The organism is Flagellimonas chongwuensis (assembly GCF_013376415.1).
GTDB classification, from domain to species: Bacteria; Bacteroidota; Bacteroidia; order Flavobacteriales; family Flavobacteriaceae; genus Flagellimonas; species Flagellimonas chongwuensis.
Window position 1 is genome coordinate 15091 of the sequence record NZ_WYET01000007.1, and the last position, 15555, is coordinate 30645.

Sequence of the window (15555 nt, forward strand, 5' to 3'; positions counted from 1 at the left end):
ATTTAAAATAAGTAATTGTTCCGTGCAAATGTAACATTTTATTTTTAAAGGGCTTTTCCTTCGAGATCTAAAATGAAGGCATATTCCTTTGCTGTTTCCTTTAAGGCTTCAAATCTTCCAGAAGCTCCACCGTGTCCTGCATCCATATTGGTGTCCAAGAACAAAAGGTTATCCCCTGTTTTATACTCTCTTAATTTAGCTACCCACTTGGCTGGCTCCCAATATTGCACCTGGGAGTCGTGCAAGCCTGTGGATACATATAAATGTGGATAATTTTTGGCCTCTACATTGTCATATGGGGAGTAAGACTTAATGTAATCATAGTATTCCTTTTCGTTCGGATTGCCCCATTCATCATACTCACCTGTTGTCAACGGAATGGTATCATCCAGCATCGTTGTAACCACATCCACAAAGGGTACGGAAGCAATTACACCATGGTAGAGTTCAGGTTCCATATTAATGATGGCACCCATCAGCAATCCACCCGCGGAGCCTCCCATAGCGTATAAATGCTCTGAACTGGTATATTTTTGGTCTATCAAAAACTTGGAAACATCAATAAAATCCGTAAAGGTGTTCTTTTTGTGCAACAATTTGCCATCTTCGTACCAAGGTCTTCCCAAATATTCACCTCCTCTTATATGCGCTATGGCATAAATAAATCCTCTATCCAATAAACTCAATCGAATCGAAGAAAAATAAGGGTCAATGGTAGCACCATATGATCCATAGCCATATTGTAACAACGGACTGGTGCCATCCAATGGCGTATCTTTGTGATAGATTATGGAAATGGGAACTTTTTTTCCATCCCTTGCGGTGGCCCACAAACGCTCCGTTTTATAGTTATCTTGATTGAACTTACCGCCCAAAACTTCTTGTTGTTTCATAACAGTTTTGGTCTGCGTTTCCATATCAAAATCGATGATGGCATATGGCTCGCCCATTTCATTAAAATAATAACGCAGCACTTTGGTATCAAAATCCAAATTCACGGAAGGGCCGGCAACGTATGTCTCACTATCAAAAGGCAAATAATAACTATCCGAACCGTCCCATTTGGCAATCTTCATTTGGTTGAGGCCATTGTTGCGCTCGGTCACCACATAGTAATCCCTAAAAATCTCAACATCCTCCAACAAAACATCCTCTTGGTGAGGGATAAACTCTTCCCAATGCTCAGATGATGTATTGTTCTCATCGGTTTTCATCAACTTAAAGTTGGTCGCCTTGTCCTTGTTGGTCAGTACGTAGAAGTCACCTTCAAAGTGGGAAATTGAATATTCAACTCCCTTTTCTCGTGGTGAAAATATTTTAAATTCCCCTTCGGGATCATCTGCATTCAAAATTCTGTATTCCGACGTCAATGTGCTCCCTGAACCGATTACAATATATTTTCTAGACTTGGTCTTGTACACAAACGTATTGTAGGTTGAATCCTTTTCATGAAAAACCACCTCGTCTTCATCGGAAGAAGTTCCCAATACGTGTTTGAAAATTCTATCGGAACGTAAGGTTACCGGGTCCTTTTTGGTATAAAAAAGGGTCTTGTTATCGTTGGCCCAAACAGAGCTTCCTGTTGTATTTTCAATGATATCAGGATAAATCTCTCCTGATTCCAGGTTTTTTATCTGAATGTTGTACTGTCTTCTGGAAATTGTATCCGTCCCAAAAGCAGCCATAGCATTGTCCGGGCTAATGGAAACTCCTCGTAGATTGAAGTATTCATGGTCCTTGGCCATTTCGTTACAATCGAACAACAATTCCTCCTCTGCTTCCAAACTTTCCTTTTTTCTGGAATAAATGGGGTATTCTTTACCCTCTTCATATCGAGTAATGTACCAGTAGCCATCCAATTTATAAGGTACTGATGAGTCATCTTCCTTTATTCTACCCTTCATCTCCTTAAAAAGTTCCTCTTGGAATTTTTCGGTATGGGCAGTCATTTTTTGGAAATACTCGTTCTCTGCGTTCAAATAGTCAAGAACCTGTTGGTCTTCCCTATTGTTCATCCAATAGTAATCATCTATTCTAACATCTCCGTGCTTTTCGAGTTGGGTCGGATGTTTAGGGGCAACAGGGGGCGTAATGTTCATTGATTCGTCTTTGTTGTTTTTGCAAGCGGATGCAAAAATAAGGCATAATACCAGAAAAGGTATTGTTAGATAGGATTGTTTCATTGGTCAGTGTTTTCACCAATTTACTACTTTTGAGCTTACATTGAACAAATAGTACAAGTTTGTATCTGATTTCATAATCCAGAACAAGCCAAAACCACAAATACTTTTAAAAATTAAAGATATGTTTGGAGATTTAATGGGCATGATGGGAAAAATAAAAGAGACCCAGAAGAAAGTAGAAGCTACAAAAGAACGATTGAACACCGTAATGATTGATGAGGCCTCATCGGACGATTTGCTCAAAGTCACTTTAACGGCCAACCGTGAAATAAAATCCATTACAATAGATGATTCCCTTTTGGAAGACAAAGATCAATTAGAGGATTATTTGGTGCTTACCTTGAACAAAGCCATAGAAAAGGCCACTAAAGTAAACGAAGCCGAGTTGGCGGCCGTGGCCAAAGAGGGCATGCCGAATATCCCCGGCATGGATGCTTTTATGAAGTAATGTATCAGGTTGAGCGCAGTCGAGACCTTTTACTACGTCTGGACTGCGCTAGAAGTATCACATTCTTACCCTATACTTTTTAAAACCTTTAGGAAATGCTGGTGCATGGAGTCTGTATAATCTAAATGGGTTACAATGCGCAGTTTGCCCTGCCCCATACCTATGATAGAGACTTGATTTTTGGACAGTTGTTCCAAAAATGCTTCGGACGACATCTTAGCCTCGTTGATTTCAAATATGATGATGTTGGTCTCAATGGGTTCCACTTTTTTGATGAAATCCAACGATTGAAGCACATCCCCTATTTGTTCAGCCTTTTGATGGTCTTCAGCTAATCGATTTACATTATTTTCCAAAGCATAGATTCCTGCTGCGGCCAAAAAACCGGATTGACGCATTCCTCCACCGAACACTTTTCGGATTCGTATGGCCTTATCTATATCGGCTTTGCTTCCCACTAAAACGGAACCTATGGGGCATCCCATACCCTTGCTCAAACATACACTTATGGTATCGAACAACTTCCCGTATGTTTTTGGGTCTTCACCTTTTTTCACCAGAGCGTTCCAAAGTCGGGCACCGTCCAAGTGATATTTTAGATTGTGGGCATCACAGACTTTTCGAATCTTTTTCAATTCCTCAAAATCCCAACAGGCACCACCACCTTTGTTCGTGGTGTTTTCTATACAGACCAATGTGGTCAAAGGACTGTGGTAAAAATCTGGTGGGTTTATGGAGGCTTCCACCTGTTCAGCGGTCATCATGCCACGGTTACCATCTACCAATCTACAGGAAACCCCACTATTAAAGCTCACTCCCCCACCCTCATAATTGTAGACATGGGCGTATTTATCACATATCAACTGGTCCCCGGGTTGGGTGTGGATTTTTATCGCCGTTTGATTGGTCATTGTACCGCTAGGAAAAAATAGTGCAGCTTCCATACCAAAGTACTCGGCCACTTTGGCTTCCAATTCATTTACCGTAGGATCGTTTTTGAAAACATCGTCCCCTACTTTTGCATTCATCATGGCCTCCAACATCCCGGCCGAAGGTCTAGTGACCGTATCACTTATTAAGTTTATTTCCATATAATAATTTAGTCCATACAATCCATTCCGATGGGTGAACCATCTGGAATTGTAGAAACTGGAACAAGTTTGAATTCCGACGGCTTTTCCATAAACGCATCAATTCTTTTTACCATTTCAGCAGAGATTGTGTTTTTACCATCTGTCAACAATTGGGTTTTTAAATTATTGAGCACTTCATTGGCGATGGCGTTCACTTGTGGATGCACATCATTATGGGCGGCAAGGTTCATGATATGGTAAAGCACTCTAAAGTTGATGGTGTTCTGAACCTCTTCCTCGTAATCATCACGGTGGGAAAGATCAAAAGTACCTTTTATGGTTTCGTCCAAAACCTCTTTAAGCCCCATTTGATTTTTATCCAAACTTTTTTGCTGGATCAAACGGGAAGCTCGCTCAGGATGAAGCAATAGTTCCAAGGTCATATCAGCAGCGGTTTCAGCAACGGACAGCGCATCAAAACTTACGCCGGTCCTACCTTTGAAGGATTCCCTTGAACGACCGAAACCAATAGCTCTTGGAGGAAAAAGATCTAGCTTTTCCTTAGGAACTGCAATAACTTCAGCATCCAATGTCTTCAAAATGGATTCCATTGCCTTTTCTTGTACTGTTTCATTAACGGGTTTCACTGGTATTTGTCCGCCATCTTTTACAGCATAATTATAGTCCAATCCCCCGATAACCTTTGAAACTGCCTCGGTCTGATATCTATGGAAGAAATATATTGGTACAAAAACATCTTCCAAAACGGAATAGGCTTCACCTGTTCTTATATTGTCCACTGAAAAGTTCTTGATGGCCTTTTCACGGATCTCTAACATACTTTCCAATTCCTGGCTGGCGCTTTTACCGTTGTCCCATAAATGTGCCAGTGCATGTGCTCCTCCCTTTGGGCGCGCATCACTATCGGATATGTAGCGAAGACCATCGTCTTGGGCTTTCTTTAAAATAAAATTCAATGCTTCTTGTTCGTTTGTACCGCTTGGAAAATCCGAGTAGGCATAGGCGACAATAACCTTATCCCATTCTCCTATTCCTGTATCGTAAGCATTTTTAAAACTGATTTCACCTCCTTCCAACTCAAATTGCGGGTGTGGATAGTCCATAACCGAGGCTCTATCATTGGTGCTGGCTGCAAAGTTGTGGGTAAACCCTAACGTATGTCCTATTTCATGTGCAGAAAGTTGGCGTATTCTGGCCAAGGCCAGTTCCAACATGGGCTGGTAATTGTCGTCCCTTTCTTCGAAAGGTCGGTTCATTAAGGCCTGAGCTATCATAAAATCTTGACGAATCCTCAAACTTCCCAAACTTACATGCCCTTTTAATATTTCTCCGGTCCGTGGATCCACAACACTGGCCCCGTAACTCCATCCCCGGGTCGAGCGATGCACCCATTGCACCACGTTATATCTGATGTCCAGTGGGTCTGCATCATCGGGCAGAATTTTCATTTGAAAGGCATTTTTGTAACCTGCTGCTTCAAAAGCTTGATTCCACCATTTTCCGCCGTCCATCAATGCAGAACGGATAGGTTCCGGAGTCCCATTGTCTAAATAATAGATGATTGGCTCTACTGCTTCACTTACTTCGGCATTAGGGTCTTTCTTTTGCAAACGATGTCTTCTGATAAATCGCTTTACCAATGATTCTTGCACAGGAGTGGCATAATCATAATAAGAGAATGGGTATCCGCCACTTCGGGGGTCGTACAATCTCTTTTCATAATTTTCATCAGGTAGTTCAATCAGCGAATGATGCTGGGCTACGGTAACCAGGCTTGGCGTAGGGGTCACGGAACGAATCCAAGCTCCTTCCGGTTCTCCCTTAAAAGTTAGGGCAACATCAAACTCAACATTTTTAGGGAACGCCTTGGTACGGTCAAAGGCCCAAGCACTTTTTCCCTTATCCAAACTATACGAACCTTGCTTGGAACGTTTCAATCGGTTGGAAACTCCGTGGGCGTCTCGCATTAAAAAATCGGTAATATCTATCAAATAACTGCCTTTGGACTCCTCAACAATCTCAAAACCTTCCAAAATAGATTTTGCAAAGGCTTGCTCCACCGATTTACGTTCCAATTCGTTATCGGTTATGGCCCGATATTCCAAGTTGGGCTGAACCAATAACAGTTTTTTGCCCGCTTTGCGGAAGAACACCACTTGTTCGTTACCCAACTGTCCGCGGTCCAAGCCAATATCGTTGCTACCTATACCACTGCTCAACGAATAGACGTATAAAAAATCCTTTTCTAGATTATCTACTTGCAGGTAGATTTTATCAGTAGAATCATCATAGAAAAAATTGAAATATCCACTGAATTTTTGAAAATCCTTGGTCTTTTCAAACGTTTGTGCTCCCAAAGAAAGGCAAGTAAAGTAAAATAAAGCGATTAGAGTAGTTGTGTTCTTCATAATTTGGTTGAAATATTGCTTAAAAATATGGAAATCATTTTTAAAAAGCGTTCACATAAATCTTTAACTGACCGTAAAATAGAAATTGATAAAATTGAGTACAGAATTTTACATATTTCCATTTTAGTATCCATTGTTTACTGTTGAGATTTTAATTACAGTATTCCATATTCGGCAAGGTCATGTGAAGAAAGAAACTTATTTTTACCCCAAAATATATTAGATGGTAACTACAGATCAGCAAAAAGATCTTATTGAGCGCCTTGGTGCGTTAAGGAGGTATCTTTGACATCGATGCCAAACTTATTGAAATAGAGAACGAGGAAGAGAAAACCCTTGCTCCGGGCTTTTGGGACAATCCACAAGAGGCCCAATTACAGATGCAATCGATAAAATCCAAAAAGAAATGGGTGGAGGATTTTGAGGAAGCCAAAACTTTGGTAGGCGATCTTGAGGTTCTTATGGAATTTCAGCAGGCTGGTGAGGTATCCGAAGACGAAGTCACCAAACAGTTTGAAAAATCCATCTCGTCCATTGAAAAATTGGAGTTCCGGAATATGCTCTCCGATGAGGGCGATGAGCTTACCGCAGTTCTTCAGATTACTGCTGGTGCGGGAGGTACGGAAAGTTGTGATTGGGCATCCATGCTTATGCGCATGTATATGATGTGGGCCGAAAAGAACGGTTACAAAATCAAAGAACTTAACTACCAAGATGGCGACGTTGCCGGTATAAAGACCGTAACCTTGGAAATTGAAGGAGAATATGCATTTGGTTGGCTCAAGGGCGAGAATGGTGTACACCGTCTGGTGCGCATCTCCCCCTTCGATAGCAATGCTAAAAGGCATACATCCTTTGCCTCGGTTTATGTATATCCATTGGTGGACGATAGCATTGAAATCGAAGTGAACCCTTCAGAGATCGAGATAACCACAGCACGTTCCAGTGGAGCTGGTGGGCAAAACGTGAACAAGGTAGAAACCAAGGTACAATTGGTACACAAACCTACCGGCATCCAAATTTCATGCTCGGATTCTCGATCACAACACGATAACAGGGCCACGGCAATGAAAATGTTGAAATCGCAGTTGTACGAAATAGAGCTTCGCAAAAAACAAGAGGCCCGGGCCGAAATTGAATCATCCAAAATGAAGATTGAATGGGGATCCCAAATCCGTAACTATGTAATGCATCCTTACAAATTGGTGAAGGATGTACGGACAGGTGAGGAAACAGGAAATGTGGATGCCGTTATGGACGGTGATCTTGATGCATTTTTAAAGGCCTATTTAATGATGATGGGGCAGAAAGAAGAACAAGATTAATAGATAATCATGATTAAAATATACCATAATCCAAGATGTAGGAAATCTCGAGAGGGATTGGCCATCTTGGAAAAATCGGGAAAGGAATTTGAAGTTGTAAAATATTTGGATGACGTTCTTAGCAAAGAAGAACTTAAATCATTGATAGAGTATTTAGGTATTGCCCCAATTGATTTGGTTCGGAAGACGGAAGCCATCTGGAAGGAAAAATTTAAAGGAAAACCCCTTACCGATGATGAAGTGATCGCAGCCATGGCCGAAAACCCAAAATTGATAGAGCGCCCGATTGTGGTTAATGGAAAAAAAGCAGTTGTAGGAAGACCTCCCGAGAATATATCGGGTCTGCTATAATTCTGAGAACCAATTACATTTAACACAGGTTGGGCCGTAAAATCCGACCTAAATAGTATCTTTACCTTTATGAAAAGTAAACAAACACTCTTCCTAATAACCTTATTTATTGGCCTACTGGCCATGAACGATGTTGTCGCCCAATACGGCTACGGCTCCCCTTATGGTTATGGCAGATACGGGAGAGGACGAAGTTATGTCCCCCAAGCAGGCCCTGTTGAAAGTCAAAAAGAGGAGACTCCACCTACAGCCGAAGAACTTGTGGACGAACAAATGCCATCCATTACCGAGGCCATAGATTTAGATCCTTTTGAGCAGGCCGTTGTGCGGACCTCATTGGTCACATCAGTTCAACAACGAATAGAACTTCAAATTCTTGGTTTGGAACCCCTAAAGATGAAAGAAGAGGTCGAAAAAATAAAGCGGCGCCAAGATGCCGAACTAAAAGCAGGCCTTCCCGAAGACAAGTTTGAAGCCTTTATGGAACTACAAGAAAACCAATTCAAGGCCAAGAAGAAAAAGAAAAAGAAGAAAAAGAACAAGGGTTAACAATTCTTTAAGGTCATTCGCAGGTTCAATTACGTTGTTGGGGGATTTATATTTCGCATCCACTTTTTTTCCTTCAATTTTTGCAGCGTAAAAATCAAACTATGCAAAGGATATTTATCCCATTGCTACTAATCTTATTGACTGCATTTCAGGGATTAGCCCAGCAAAACCAAAAACCCATTACAATTTCAGGAAAGGTAACCGATTCAGAATCAGGCCAACCTTTGGAATATGCGACTTTCGTGCTGCAAAAAGCAGATAGTCCAGATCAGGTAACCGGAGGAATTACGGACCTCGATGGAAACTTTGAAATAGAGACTGCTCCCGGAACTTACAACATCAGGGTCGAGTTTATTTCTTATAAAACGTATTCTCGACAAGGACAAACCTTTAATTCCGATACCGATTTAGGTTCAATTACCTTGTCCCCGGACGTAGCCCAATTAGCCGAAGTTGAAGTTGTAGGAGAAAAAACTACTGTGGAAGTTAGGCTGGACAAAAAAATCTATAATATCGGAAAAGACCTGACCACTAGTGGCGCAACGATTAGTGATGCACTAAGCAATGTTCCTTCCGTAAATGTTGATATTGATGGTGCCATTAGTCTTCGCGGGAACGAAAACGTTCGTATCCTGATCAATGGAAAACCGTCTGCCCTTGCTGGTTTTGGGTCTACCGAAGCGCTTCAACAATTACCTGCAGATGCTATTGAAAAAGTTGAGGTTATCACCAGTCCATCTGCAAGATATGATGCCGAAGGTACTGCCGGTATCCTAAATATTGTTTTAAAAAGAGAGAAAACGCTAGGTTTTAACGGATCCGTTAATTTGTACGGGGGGCACCCGACCAATGGTGGAATCACCGCCAATGCCAACCTTAGAACAAACAAGTTCAATTTTTTTACCACAGTTGGTTACCGATATAGAGAAGGGCCTGGGAACGGATTTTTTGATACTAGATATTTCGACCCAAGACAAGACGCCTTTTTGGACAGTATCGCTTACGATAGAAATGTTGAAGATAGGGATATCAGCAGAATTAATCGCGGGGTGAATGCAAATTTTGGAATGGAATATTTCTTTAATGAACAATCATCCATAACCGGTTCCTATTTTTACAGAACAGGTAGCGATGAAGATCTTACTACCAACGTGAACGATTATTTTTTAAACAATAATCCACAGGTTGGCACCACAAGAAGCGAGTTGGAAACAGAAAAGGATAATACCCACCAAGTTTCTCTTAATTATATTAATAGATTTGATGAAGATGGACAAGTGTTGACGGCTGATGTACAGTTCTCTGTCGATGAAGAAGTTCAAAATGGATATATATCCGAACCTGTTCGTTACAACAATACAGCCAATACGGATATAACCATTCCAATGGAAGAAATTTCTTCTATACAAGATCAAACAGAATACTTGGTACAAACCGATTATGTGCTTCCATTTGGTAAAGGTTCTCAGTTCGAAGCCGGTTATCGTGGAACTTTTGAAAATGAGGTTACAGATTACCGATTGCTACAAGAAAACTCAGGCGGAGTTCTTGAAGTTAACGTAAATCAAACAAATCTCTTTGATTTCACTCAGAATGTACATGCACTATATTCGCAATACGGTTCAAAATTCGGTGACTTTAATTTTCTCTTAGGTCTTAGGATGGAGAGTACCCAACTAAAGGGTAAAATCGAGTCAGAACTTACAGAAGAGGAACTACAGGAAGAATTTTCGTTCCCTATAGACACAGATTTTGATAATAACTATACAGGTCTCTTCCCCACGGTAAACCTGGTTTATGAATTCACTGAAAGAGAGAATGTTTCTTTGGGCTATAACAGACGAATCAATCGTCCTTGGAGCTGGTTTTTGAATCCATTCCCATCAAGAAGCAGTAGGACCAATATTTTTCAGGGTAACCCTAACCTTCGACCTGCATTTTCAAATGCATTTGATTTGGGGTACTTAAAGCGATGGGATAAACTTACCTTGACTTCCTCTGTCTACTATCAAAGAGAGACCGATGCATTTCAAAGGGTTCAGGAGCAAGTTTTCATTACGGGGCCAGGTGGTTCGCAAGTGGAAGTAATCAGGAACATCCCATTTAACTTAGCAACAAATGATAGAACAGGTGCTGAAGTTGGTATGCTTTACAATCCTACCAAATGGCTTAGATTGAACGGTAGTGTCAACTTCTTTAGGTTCAGTCTTGATGGAGAATTCAATGGGGTCGATTATAGTCAATCCAACAATAGCTGGTTTGGGCGCTTTAGTTCCAAGGTTACATTGCCCTGGAAAATTGACTGGCAGACCAATGCGTTCTACCGAGGTGCATCCGATGATATTCAAGGGCGTTCTGATGGTATCTTGTCAATCGACCTAGCGTTCAGTAAAGATCTTTTAAATGATAATGCCACTATTTCCTTGAACGTTCAAGACCTTTTGAACTCAAGAAAGAGAAGCTCGTTCACTACGACAGACTTTTTCGAGCAGGATAGTGAATTCCAATGGAGACAGCGCCAGATAAGGGTTTCGTTCATCTATCGTATCAACGAACAGAAAAAACGAGGCAGACCGGAAAGACAAGGTGGTGAAGATTTCGAAGAAGGACAGTTTTAAAAAAACGAATACGTTCCCCCGGGACTTAAATTAAAAAAGCAGTCAGTTGGCTGCTTTTTTTTTGTGTTATCTTGAACAGAAAAATTATAGCAAAAAAAATTAGTCATCAAATCCATGACAACCAATTTTGTACATCAGTTAAAAACAAAAAAGAAGCCGAGGAGGCTTCTTTTGTTATATCTTATTCTTCTAGTTGGGCTCGTTTGGCCTCTTTTCTTTCTTTATACATTTCCCTTAGGTTGCCAATCAACCAGTAAGGTACTACAAAGGTCAACAAGAATATCATCAACCAAAAACCGATTGTCAAAATTGTTAGAAAAGCTAGAAAACCTAAATATTGGTCAAAATCAAACATCTTTATTCCTTTTGTTTTAACAAAGATACTTTCTTCTTATCAAAAAAAGCAAATAGATGTATAAAAAAAGTGTATTTATCTAGATCAATTACCATATAAATCCCCTATATCCTACCTTTGTGTGACAAAATTTTAAACTATGAGTTTCAGGATTGAAAAAGACACCATGGGCGAGGTAAAAGTACCCGCCGATAAATATTGGGGCGCCCAAACCGAACGTTCCCGAAACAACTTTAAAATTGGTGCACCGGCATCTATGCCTTTGGATGTTGTATACGGATTTGCCTATTTAAAAAAGGCCGCAGCCTATACGAACCACGAATTGGGAGTGCTAAGCCAAGAAAAAAGAGATTTGATCGCTCAAGTTTGTGATGAAATTCTTGAAGGAAAGCACGATGACCAGTTTCCCTTGGTCGTATGGCAAACAGGCTCGGGAACCCAGAGCAACATGAACGTGAACGAGGTGATTGCCAACCGCGCACACGAAATTGCCGGTAAAAAAATCGGAGAGGGCGAAAAAACCATCCAGCCCAACGATGATGTGAACAAAAGCCAGTCCTCCAACGATACTTTCCCTACGGGAATGCACATTGCGGCTTACAAAAAAATTGTAGAGGTCACTATTCCAGGTGTTGAACAACTACGAGATACTTTGGAGAAAAAATCCAAAGAATTCAAGGATGTCGTGAAAATTGGTAGGACTCACCTTATGGATGCCACTCCCCTAACCTTGGGCCAGGAATTTTCCGGCTACGTTTCACAATTGAATCATGGTTTAAAAGCATTGAATAACACCTTGCCACACCTTGGCGAGCTTGCCCTTGGAGGAACTGCCGTAGGTACCGGACTGAATACGCCAAAGGGTTATGATGTTCTTGTGGCTAAATATATTGCCGAGTTTACTGGAAAACCTTTTGTTACTGCAGAAAACAAGTTTGAGGCACTTGCAGCGCACGATGCCATTGTTGAAAGCCACGGTGCACTTAAACAATTAGCGGTTTCTTTGAACAAGATTGCGAACGATATCCGTATGATGGCCTCTGGCCCTCGTTCTGGTATCGGGGAGATTATAATCCCTGCCAACGAACCGGGAAGTTCCATAATGCCAGGTAAAGTAAACCCCACACAGTGCGAGGCCATTACCATGGTATGCGCCCAAGTTATGGGCAATGATGTGGCCATTAGCGTTGGTGGAACACAAGGCCATTACGAACTGAACGTTTTCAAACCTGTTATGGCGGCGAATATTTTGCAATCTGCTCAACTTATCGGAGATGCATGTGTAAGTTTTGATGAAAACTGTGCTGCTGGAATTGAACCAAACCACGAGACCATTAAAACTTTACTGAACAATTCTTTGATGCTGGTTACCGCTTTGAATACCAAAATCGGATACTACAAAGCTGCCGAGATTGCCAATACTGCACATAAGAATGGTACTACCTTGCGAGAAGAGGCGATTAATCTAGGGTATGTTTCCGCAGAAGATTATGATGAATGGGTAAAACCGGAAGATATGGTGGGAAGTTTAAAATAAGTTTCAAACCAATAGCAATAAAAAATGCCCATCCAAAATTGGACGGGCATTTTTAGTTATGGTGATAGTGTGTGTTACTATTTCAATTCAAAGCTGGAAGTACCCAACAGTTTCAATTTGTTATCATAAACATTTACCATGTAGTTTCCATCTTGGAAATCACCACTAGGCTTGTTTATATAATCACAAACATCCAAAGCATCGTTCTCGTAGTAGAAGTTGGTTCCTTTACTATAGGTAAGAGAATTACCTTCTTCTGTAGTTTTTGTCAAACCTTCACCCAATACATTTCCTTGTGGCCCAAGAACTTCGATATAAAATTCTCTGTCACCAGCTTCAGCGATTACGTTATCGGCAATGGTAAAACAAACTTTGAATTTATCAGTGGCTCTAGCTCTGGAAGTAGATACCAATTTACCACTGTTTCTCTCTTTAATAGCATCAACGCTTATAGTGCTAAGGTTAAGTGCAGAACCTTTTTCAACGGCATCTGCCAATTGAGTGTTCTGGATAATCAAAGAATCGTTGAATACAGTTTGTTGTTCCAATTCAGCAAAAGTGCTGTCTCTTTGCATAGCCAACAAGCTGTTGGATTGCGTCAAGGAATCAACTTGTTTCAATAATTCTTCTCTTTCTGCTTTAAGTACGCTTACTTGTCTTCTGTAACGGGAAAGTGTAGCGATATCAGCTTTCATGCTACTTACAGAATCAATGTATTTTGCGATGTTGTCTCTAGCGGCAACCAATTCTTCATTGGTAGCATTGCTTTCCAAAATAGCTTTGTCGTACTCGGACTTCAAATTGTTCAAATCCTCTACAACCAATTCTTTTTCTTGAGTAAGTGCTTCTGATGTAGCTTTTTTATCTTGATAAAGACTAACCGTGTAAATAATGGTTCCCAAAAGAACTACCCCTAACAGACCTGCTATTACTTTCAATCCGTTATTGTTATTTTTTGTTTCAGTCATAACTTTTTGTTTTAATTGATTCTACGTTTAAGGTTTTTTAATCAATCGTATTTGGTTTATATACGCATCAGATTTATGTTTGGATTATTTGGATGAAAATAATCTTCACAAAAAATTACAATTCTGCCTATAATCCCTTATTTTTAAAAGGATAAAAAAGAATCCATTATGAGAAAAAATATATTCGTAACCATTAGCGTATTAGCATTGTTGATGGTTTCTTGCAAGGAAAAGGAGAAACAACAGGAAGATACAGCGGATGTTGAGGAAACCGCAATCGAGGCTGAAGCACCAGCTGCTGCCATGATTATTCCCATTGAACATGCCACCGCCGTAATCGAATGGGACGACCATACCATATATATAGATCCTGTTGGCGGGAAGGCAGCTTTTGAAGGTCAAAAGTCACCTGATATCATTTTTATTACGGATATACATGGCGACCATTTTAATCCTGAAACCTTGAACGAATTGGATTTGGAAGGGGGCAAAATAATTGCTCCCGATGCGGTGGTTTTACAAATGGAAGAAAATCTTTCCTCCAAAACAACCACTATGAAAAATGGGGAAAGCAAAGAGATTGCTGGTTTTCAAGTAAAAGCCATACCTATGTACAATTTACGGGAAGAAGCTAAAGACTTTCATGTAAAAGGAAGAGGAAATGGCTATGTGTTCACTTTTGGTGATGAACGCATTTATTTCTCTGGAGATACTGAGGACATACCTGAAATGCGTGCTTTGGAAAATATTGATAAAGCATTCATCTGCATGAACCTTCCGTATACCATGACAGTGGAAAGTGCAGCCGATGCCGTATTGGAATTTAAACCTGCCCAAGTTTATCCATACCACTTTAGAGGTAGACCTGATGTAAGTGATGTGGACAAGTTTAAAACCTTGGTGAACGAGGGTGATTCTAACATTGAGGTAGTACAATTGGATTGGTATCCAACAGAAGATTACTAAAAAATGAAATAATGTTGTAGTTTAGCCGTTAGAAAACAAACTTAGTAACCTAAATCAAATACTCGAATATGGCTCCCAAATCCCATGTTTTTGTAGTGTTGGCACTTCTATTTGCCATACAAACTACCTACTCCAATCAATGTGATAATTTTTATGCTAAAGTTACCTATGCGCTAAGTCATGGAAAAAAAGCCATGGAAGCCACTAACTTTGAGCACCAAATGTACTACGCCGAAAGAGCCCTTACCGCTTTGGAAAGCGGACAAAGCTTTATGGAAGAATGTAGCTGTGAGAAGGCCAAAAACAAGACCTTGGATGCAATGGAGACCCTAGACAAGGCTATAGAGCCCGCTGACTGGGAAGCTGGAAGGTTTTTTACCAAAAAGGCCATTAGTGAAATTAACGAACTTATAACCATTATAGATGAGTGCACTCTTGGAACGTCCCCATCGGTCGTTTCTGAAGAAATTTATACCGATGATGAAACTGAAGAAATAGTTTCGGAGACCGCTTCCGTGCAATCCATGGAACTGGAAATGATAAAAGTTTTTGAAAAACATGCGGGTGATAAACTCCATTCCGCGGAACAAGCCATTCAACAATTGGTAGAACTTTCAAATTCCATTGGGTCTACTTCTGGAAATGGTCAAGATGCCAATAGCTTAGCTGCCCACCAAAAAGCTTATTTGGAAAAAGCGAAAAAATTATTGGAGGAAGGAATCAAAAATCTCGGTGGAGAAGAATAATTCCTCC

12 protein-coding genes are annotated in these 15555 nt (G+C 40.6%); 8 read left to right on the forward strand and 4 right to left on the reverse strand.

Features of this window, described 5'->3' with window-relative positions:
- Positions 1–44 precede the first annotated feature (44 nt).
- On the reverse strand, positions 45–2183 hold the full coding sequence (locus GUA46_RS12920; protein WP_176620847.1) for a S9 family peptidase: 2139 nt from the start codon (positions 2181–2183) through the stop codon (positions 45–47).
- 121 nt (positions 2184–2304) lie between these two features.
- On the opposite strand from GUA46_RS12920, the gene GUA46_RS12925 reads away from it, so the two are divergent.
- Complete coding sequence (locus GUA46_RS12925) at positions 2305–2631, forward strand: YbaB/EbfC family nucleoid-associated protein (RefSeq protein WP_108244146.1); 327 nt, start codon at positions 2305–2307, stop codon at positions 2629–2631.
- A 65-nt stretch (positions 2632–2696) separates the two neighbouring features.
- On the opposite strand, the gene GUA46_RS12930 is transcribed toward GUA46_RS12925, so the two are convergent.
- The gene (locus GUA46_RS12930) at positions 2697–3722 is read right to left on the reverse strand and encodes a threonine aldolase family protein (RefSeq protein WP_176620848.1); all 1026 of its coding nucleotides are present in this window, start codon (positions 3720–3722) and stop codon (positions 2697–2699) included.
- Positions 3723–3730: 8 nt separating this feature from the next.
- On the reverse strand, positions 3731–6133 hold the full coding sequence (locus GUA46_RS12935) for a zinc-dependent metalloprotease (protein WP_176620849.1): 2403 nt from the start codon (positions 6131–6133) through the stop codon (positions 3731–3733).
- 223 nt (positions 6134–6356) lie between these two features.
- Here GUA46_RS12935 and prfB point away from each other — a divergent pair.
- The 5 genes from prfB (at position 6357) to fumC (ending at position 12868) form a co-directional block, all read left to right on the forward strand.
- Positions 6357–7458, forward strand: a protein-coding gene (gene prfB, locus GUA46_RS12940; RefSeq protein WP_176620850.1) for a peptide chain release factor 2 whose coding sequence is annotated in 2 segments (ribosomal slippage) — positions 6357–6419 and positions 6421–7458 — 1101 coding nt in all. Because the reading frame shifts where the segments join, the coding sequence is not laid out codon by codon here.
- 9 nt (positions 7459–7467) lie between these two features.
- Positions 7468–7809, forward strand: a complete 342-nt coding sequence (arsC, locus tag GUA46_RS12945; protein ID WP_108244149.1) for an arsenate reductase (glutaredoxin) — start codon at positions 7468–7470, stop codon at positions 7807–7809.
- Positions 7810–7878: 69 nt separating this feature from the next.
- Complete coding sequence (locus GUA46_RS12950; RefSeq protein ID WP_176620851.1) at positions 7879–8358, forward strand: hypothetical protein; 480 nt, start codon at positions 7879–7881, stop codon at positions 8356–8358.
- A gap of 101 nt (positions 8359–8459) precedes the next feature.
- On the forward strand, positions 8460–10976 hold the full coding sequence (locus tag GUA46_RS12955) for a TonB-dependent receptor (RefSeq protein WP_176620852.1): 2517 nt from the start codon (positions 8460–8462) through the stop codon (positions 10974–10976).
- A 494-nt stretch (positions 10977–11470) separates the two neighbouring features.
- Positions 11471–12868 (forward strand): class II fumarate hydratase, encoded by a 1398-nt coding sequence (gene fumC, locus GUA46_RS12960; protein WP_176620853.1) that lies wholly within the window; start codon positions 11471–11473, stop codon positions 12866–12868.
- Between the two features lie 77 nt (positions 12869–12945).
- Here fumC and GUA46_RS12965 read toward each other — a convergent pair whose 3' ends face one another.
- Positions 12946–13836 carry a hypothetical protein gene (locus tag GUA46_RS12965; RefSeq protein ID WP_108244153.1) on the reverse strand — a complete coding sequence of 297 codons (891 nt, stop codon included), beginning with the start codon at positions 13834–13836 and terminating at the stop codon, positions 12946–12948.
- Positions 13837–14004: 168 nt separating this feature from the next.
- On the opposite strand from GUA46_RS12965, the gene GUA46_RS12970 reads away from it, so the two are divergent.
- Positions 14005–14802: an MBL fold metallo-hydrolase gene (locus GUA46_RS12970; protein ID WP_108244154.1), complete on the forward strand. Its 798-nt coding sequence runs from the start codon at positions 14005–14007 to the stop codon at positions 14800–14802.
- A gap of 68 nt (positions 14803–14870) precedes the next feature.
- Positions 14871–15548 carry a hypothetical protein gene (locus tag GUA46_RS12975; RefSeq protein WP_176620854.1) on the forward strand — a complete coding sequence of 226 codons (678 nt, stop codon included), beginning with the start codon at positions 14871–14873 and terminating at the stop codon, positions 15546–15548.
- Positions 15549–15555: the final 7 nt, after the last annotated feature.

What these genes read in the sequence shown, in the direction of transcription:
- GUA46_RS12920 (WP_176620847.1), bottom strand. Translation starts at nt 2,183, where the DNA reads ATGAAACAATCCTATCTAACAATACCTTTTCTGGTATTATGCCTTATT.
- GUA46_RS12925 (WP_108244146.1), top strand. Translation starts at nt 2,305, where the DNA reads ATGTTTGGAGATTTAATGGGCATGATGGGAAAAATAAAAGAGACCCAG.
- GUA46_RS12930 (WP_176620848.1), bottom strand. Translation starts at nt 3,722, where the DNA reads ATGGAAATAAACTTAATAAGTGATACGGTCACTAGACCTTCGGCCGGG.
- GUA46_RS12935 (WP_176620849.1), bottom strand. Translation starts at nt 6,133, where the DNA reads ATGAAGAACACAACTACTCTAATCGCTTTATTTTACTTTACTTGCCTT.
- arsC (WP_108244149.1), top strand. Translation starts at nt 7,468, where the DNA reads ATGATTAAAATATACCATAATCCAAGATGTAGGAAATCTCGAGAGGGA.
- GUA46_RS12950 (WP_176620851.1), top strand. Translation starts at nt 7,879, where the DNA reads ATGAAAAGTAAACAAACACTCTTCCTAATAACCTTATTTATTGGCCTA.
- GUA46_RS12955 (WP_176620852.1), top strand. Translation starts at nt 8,460, where the DNA reads ATGCAAAGGATATTTATCCCATTGCTACTAATCTTATTGACTGCATTT.
- fumC (WP_176620853.1), top strand. Translation starts at nt 11,471, where the DNA reads ATGAGTTTCAGGATTGAAAAAGACACCATGGGCGAGGTAAAAGTACCC.
- GUA46_RS12965 (WP_108244153.1), bottom strand. Translation starts at nt 13,836, where the DNA reads ATGACTGAAACAAAAAATAACAATAACGGATTGAAAGTAATAGCAGGT.
- GUA46_RS12970 (WP_108244154.1), top strand. Translation starts at nt 14,005, where the DNA reads ATGAGAAAAAATATATTCGTAACCATTAGCGTATTAGCATTGTTGATG.
- GUA46_RS12975 (WP_176620854.1), top strand. Translation starts at nt 14,871, where the DNA reads ATGGCTCCCAAATCCCATGTTTTTGTAGTGTTGGCACTTCTATTTGCC.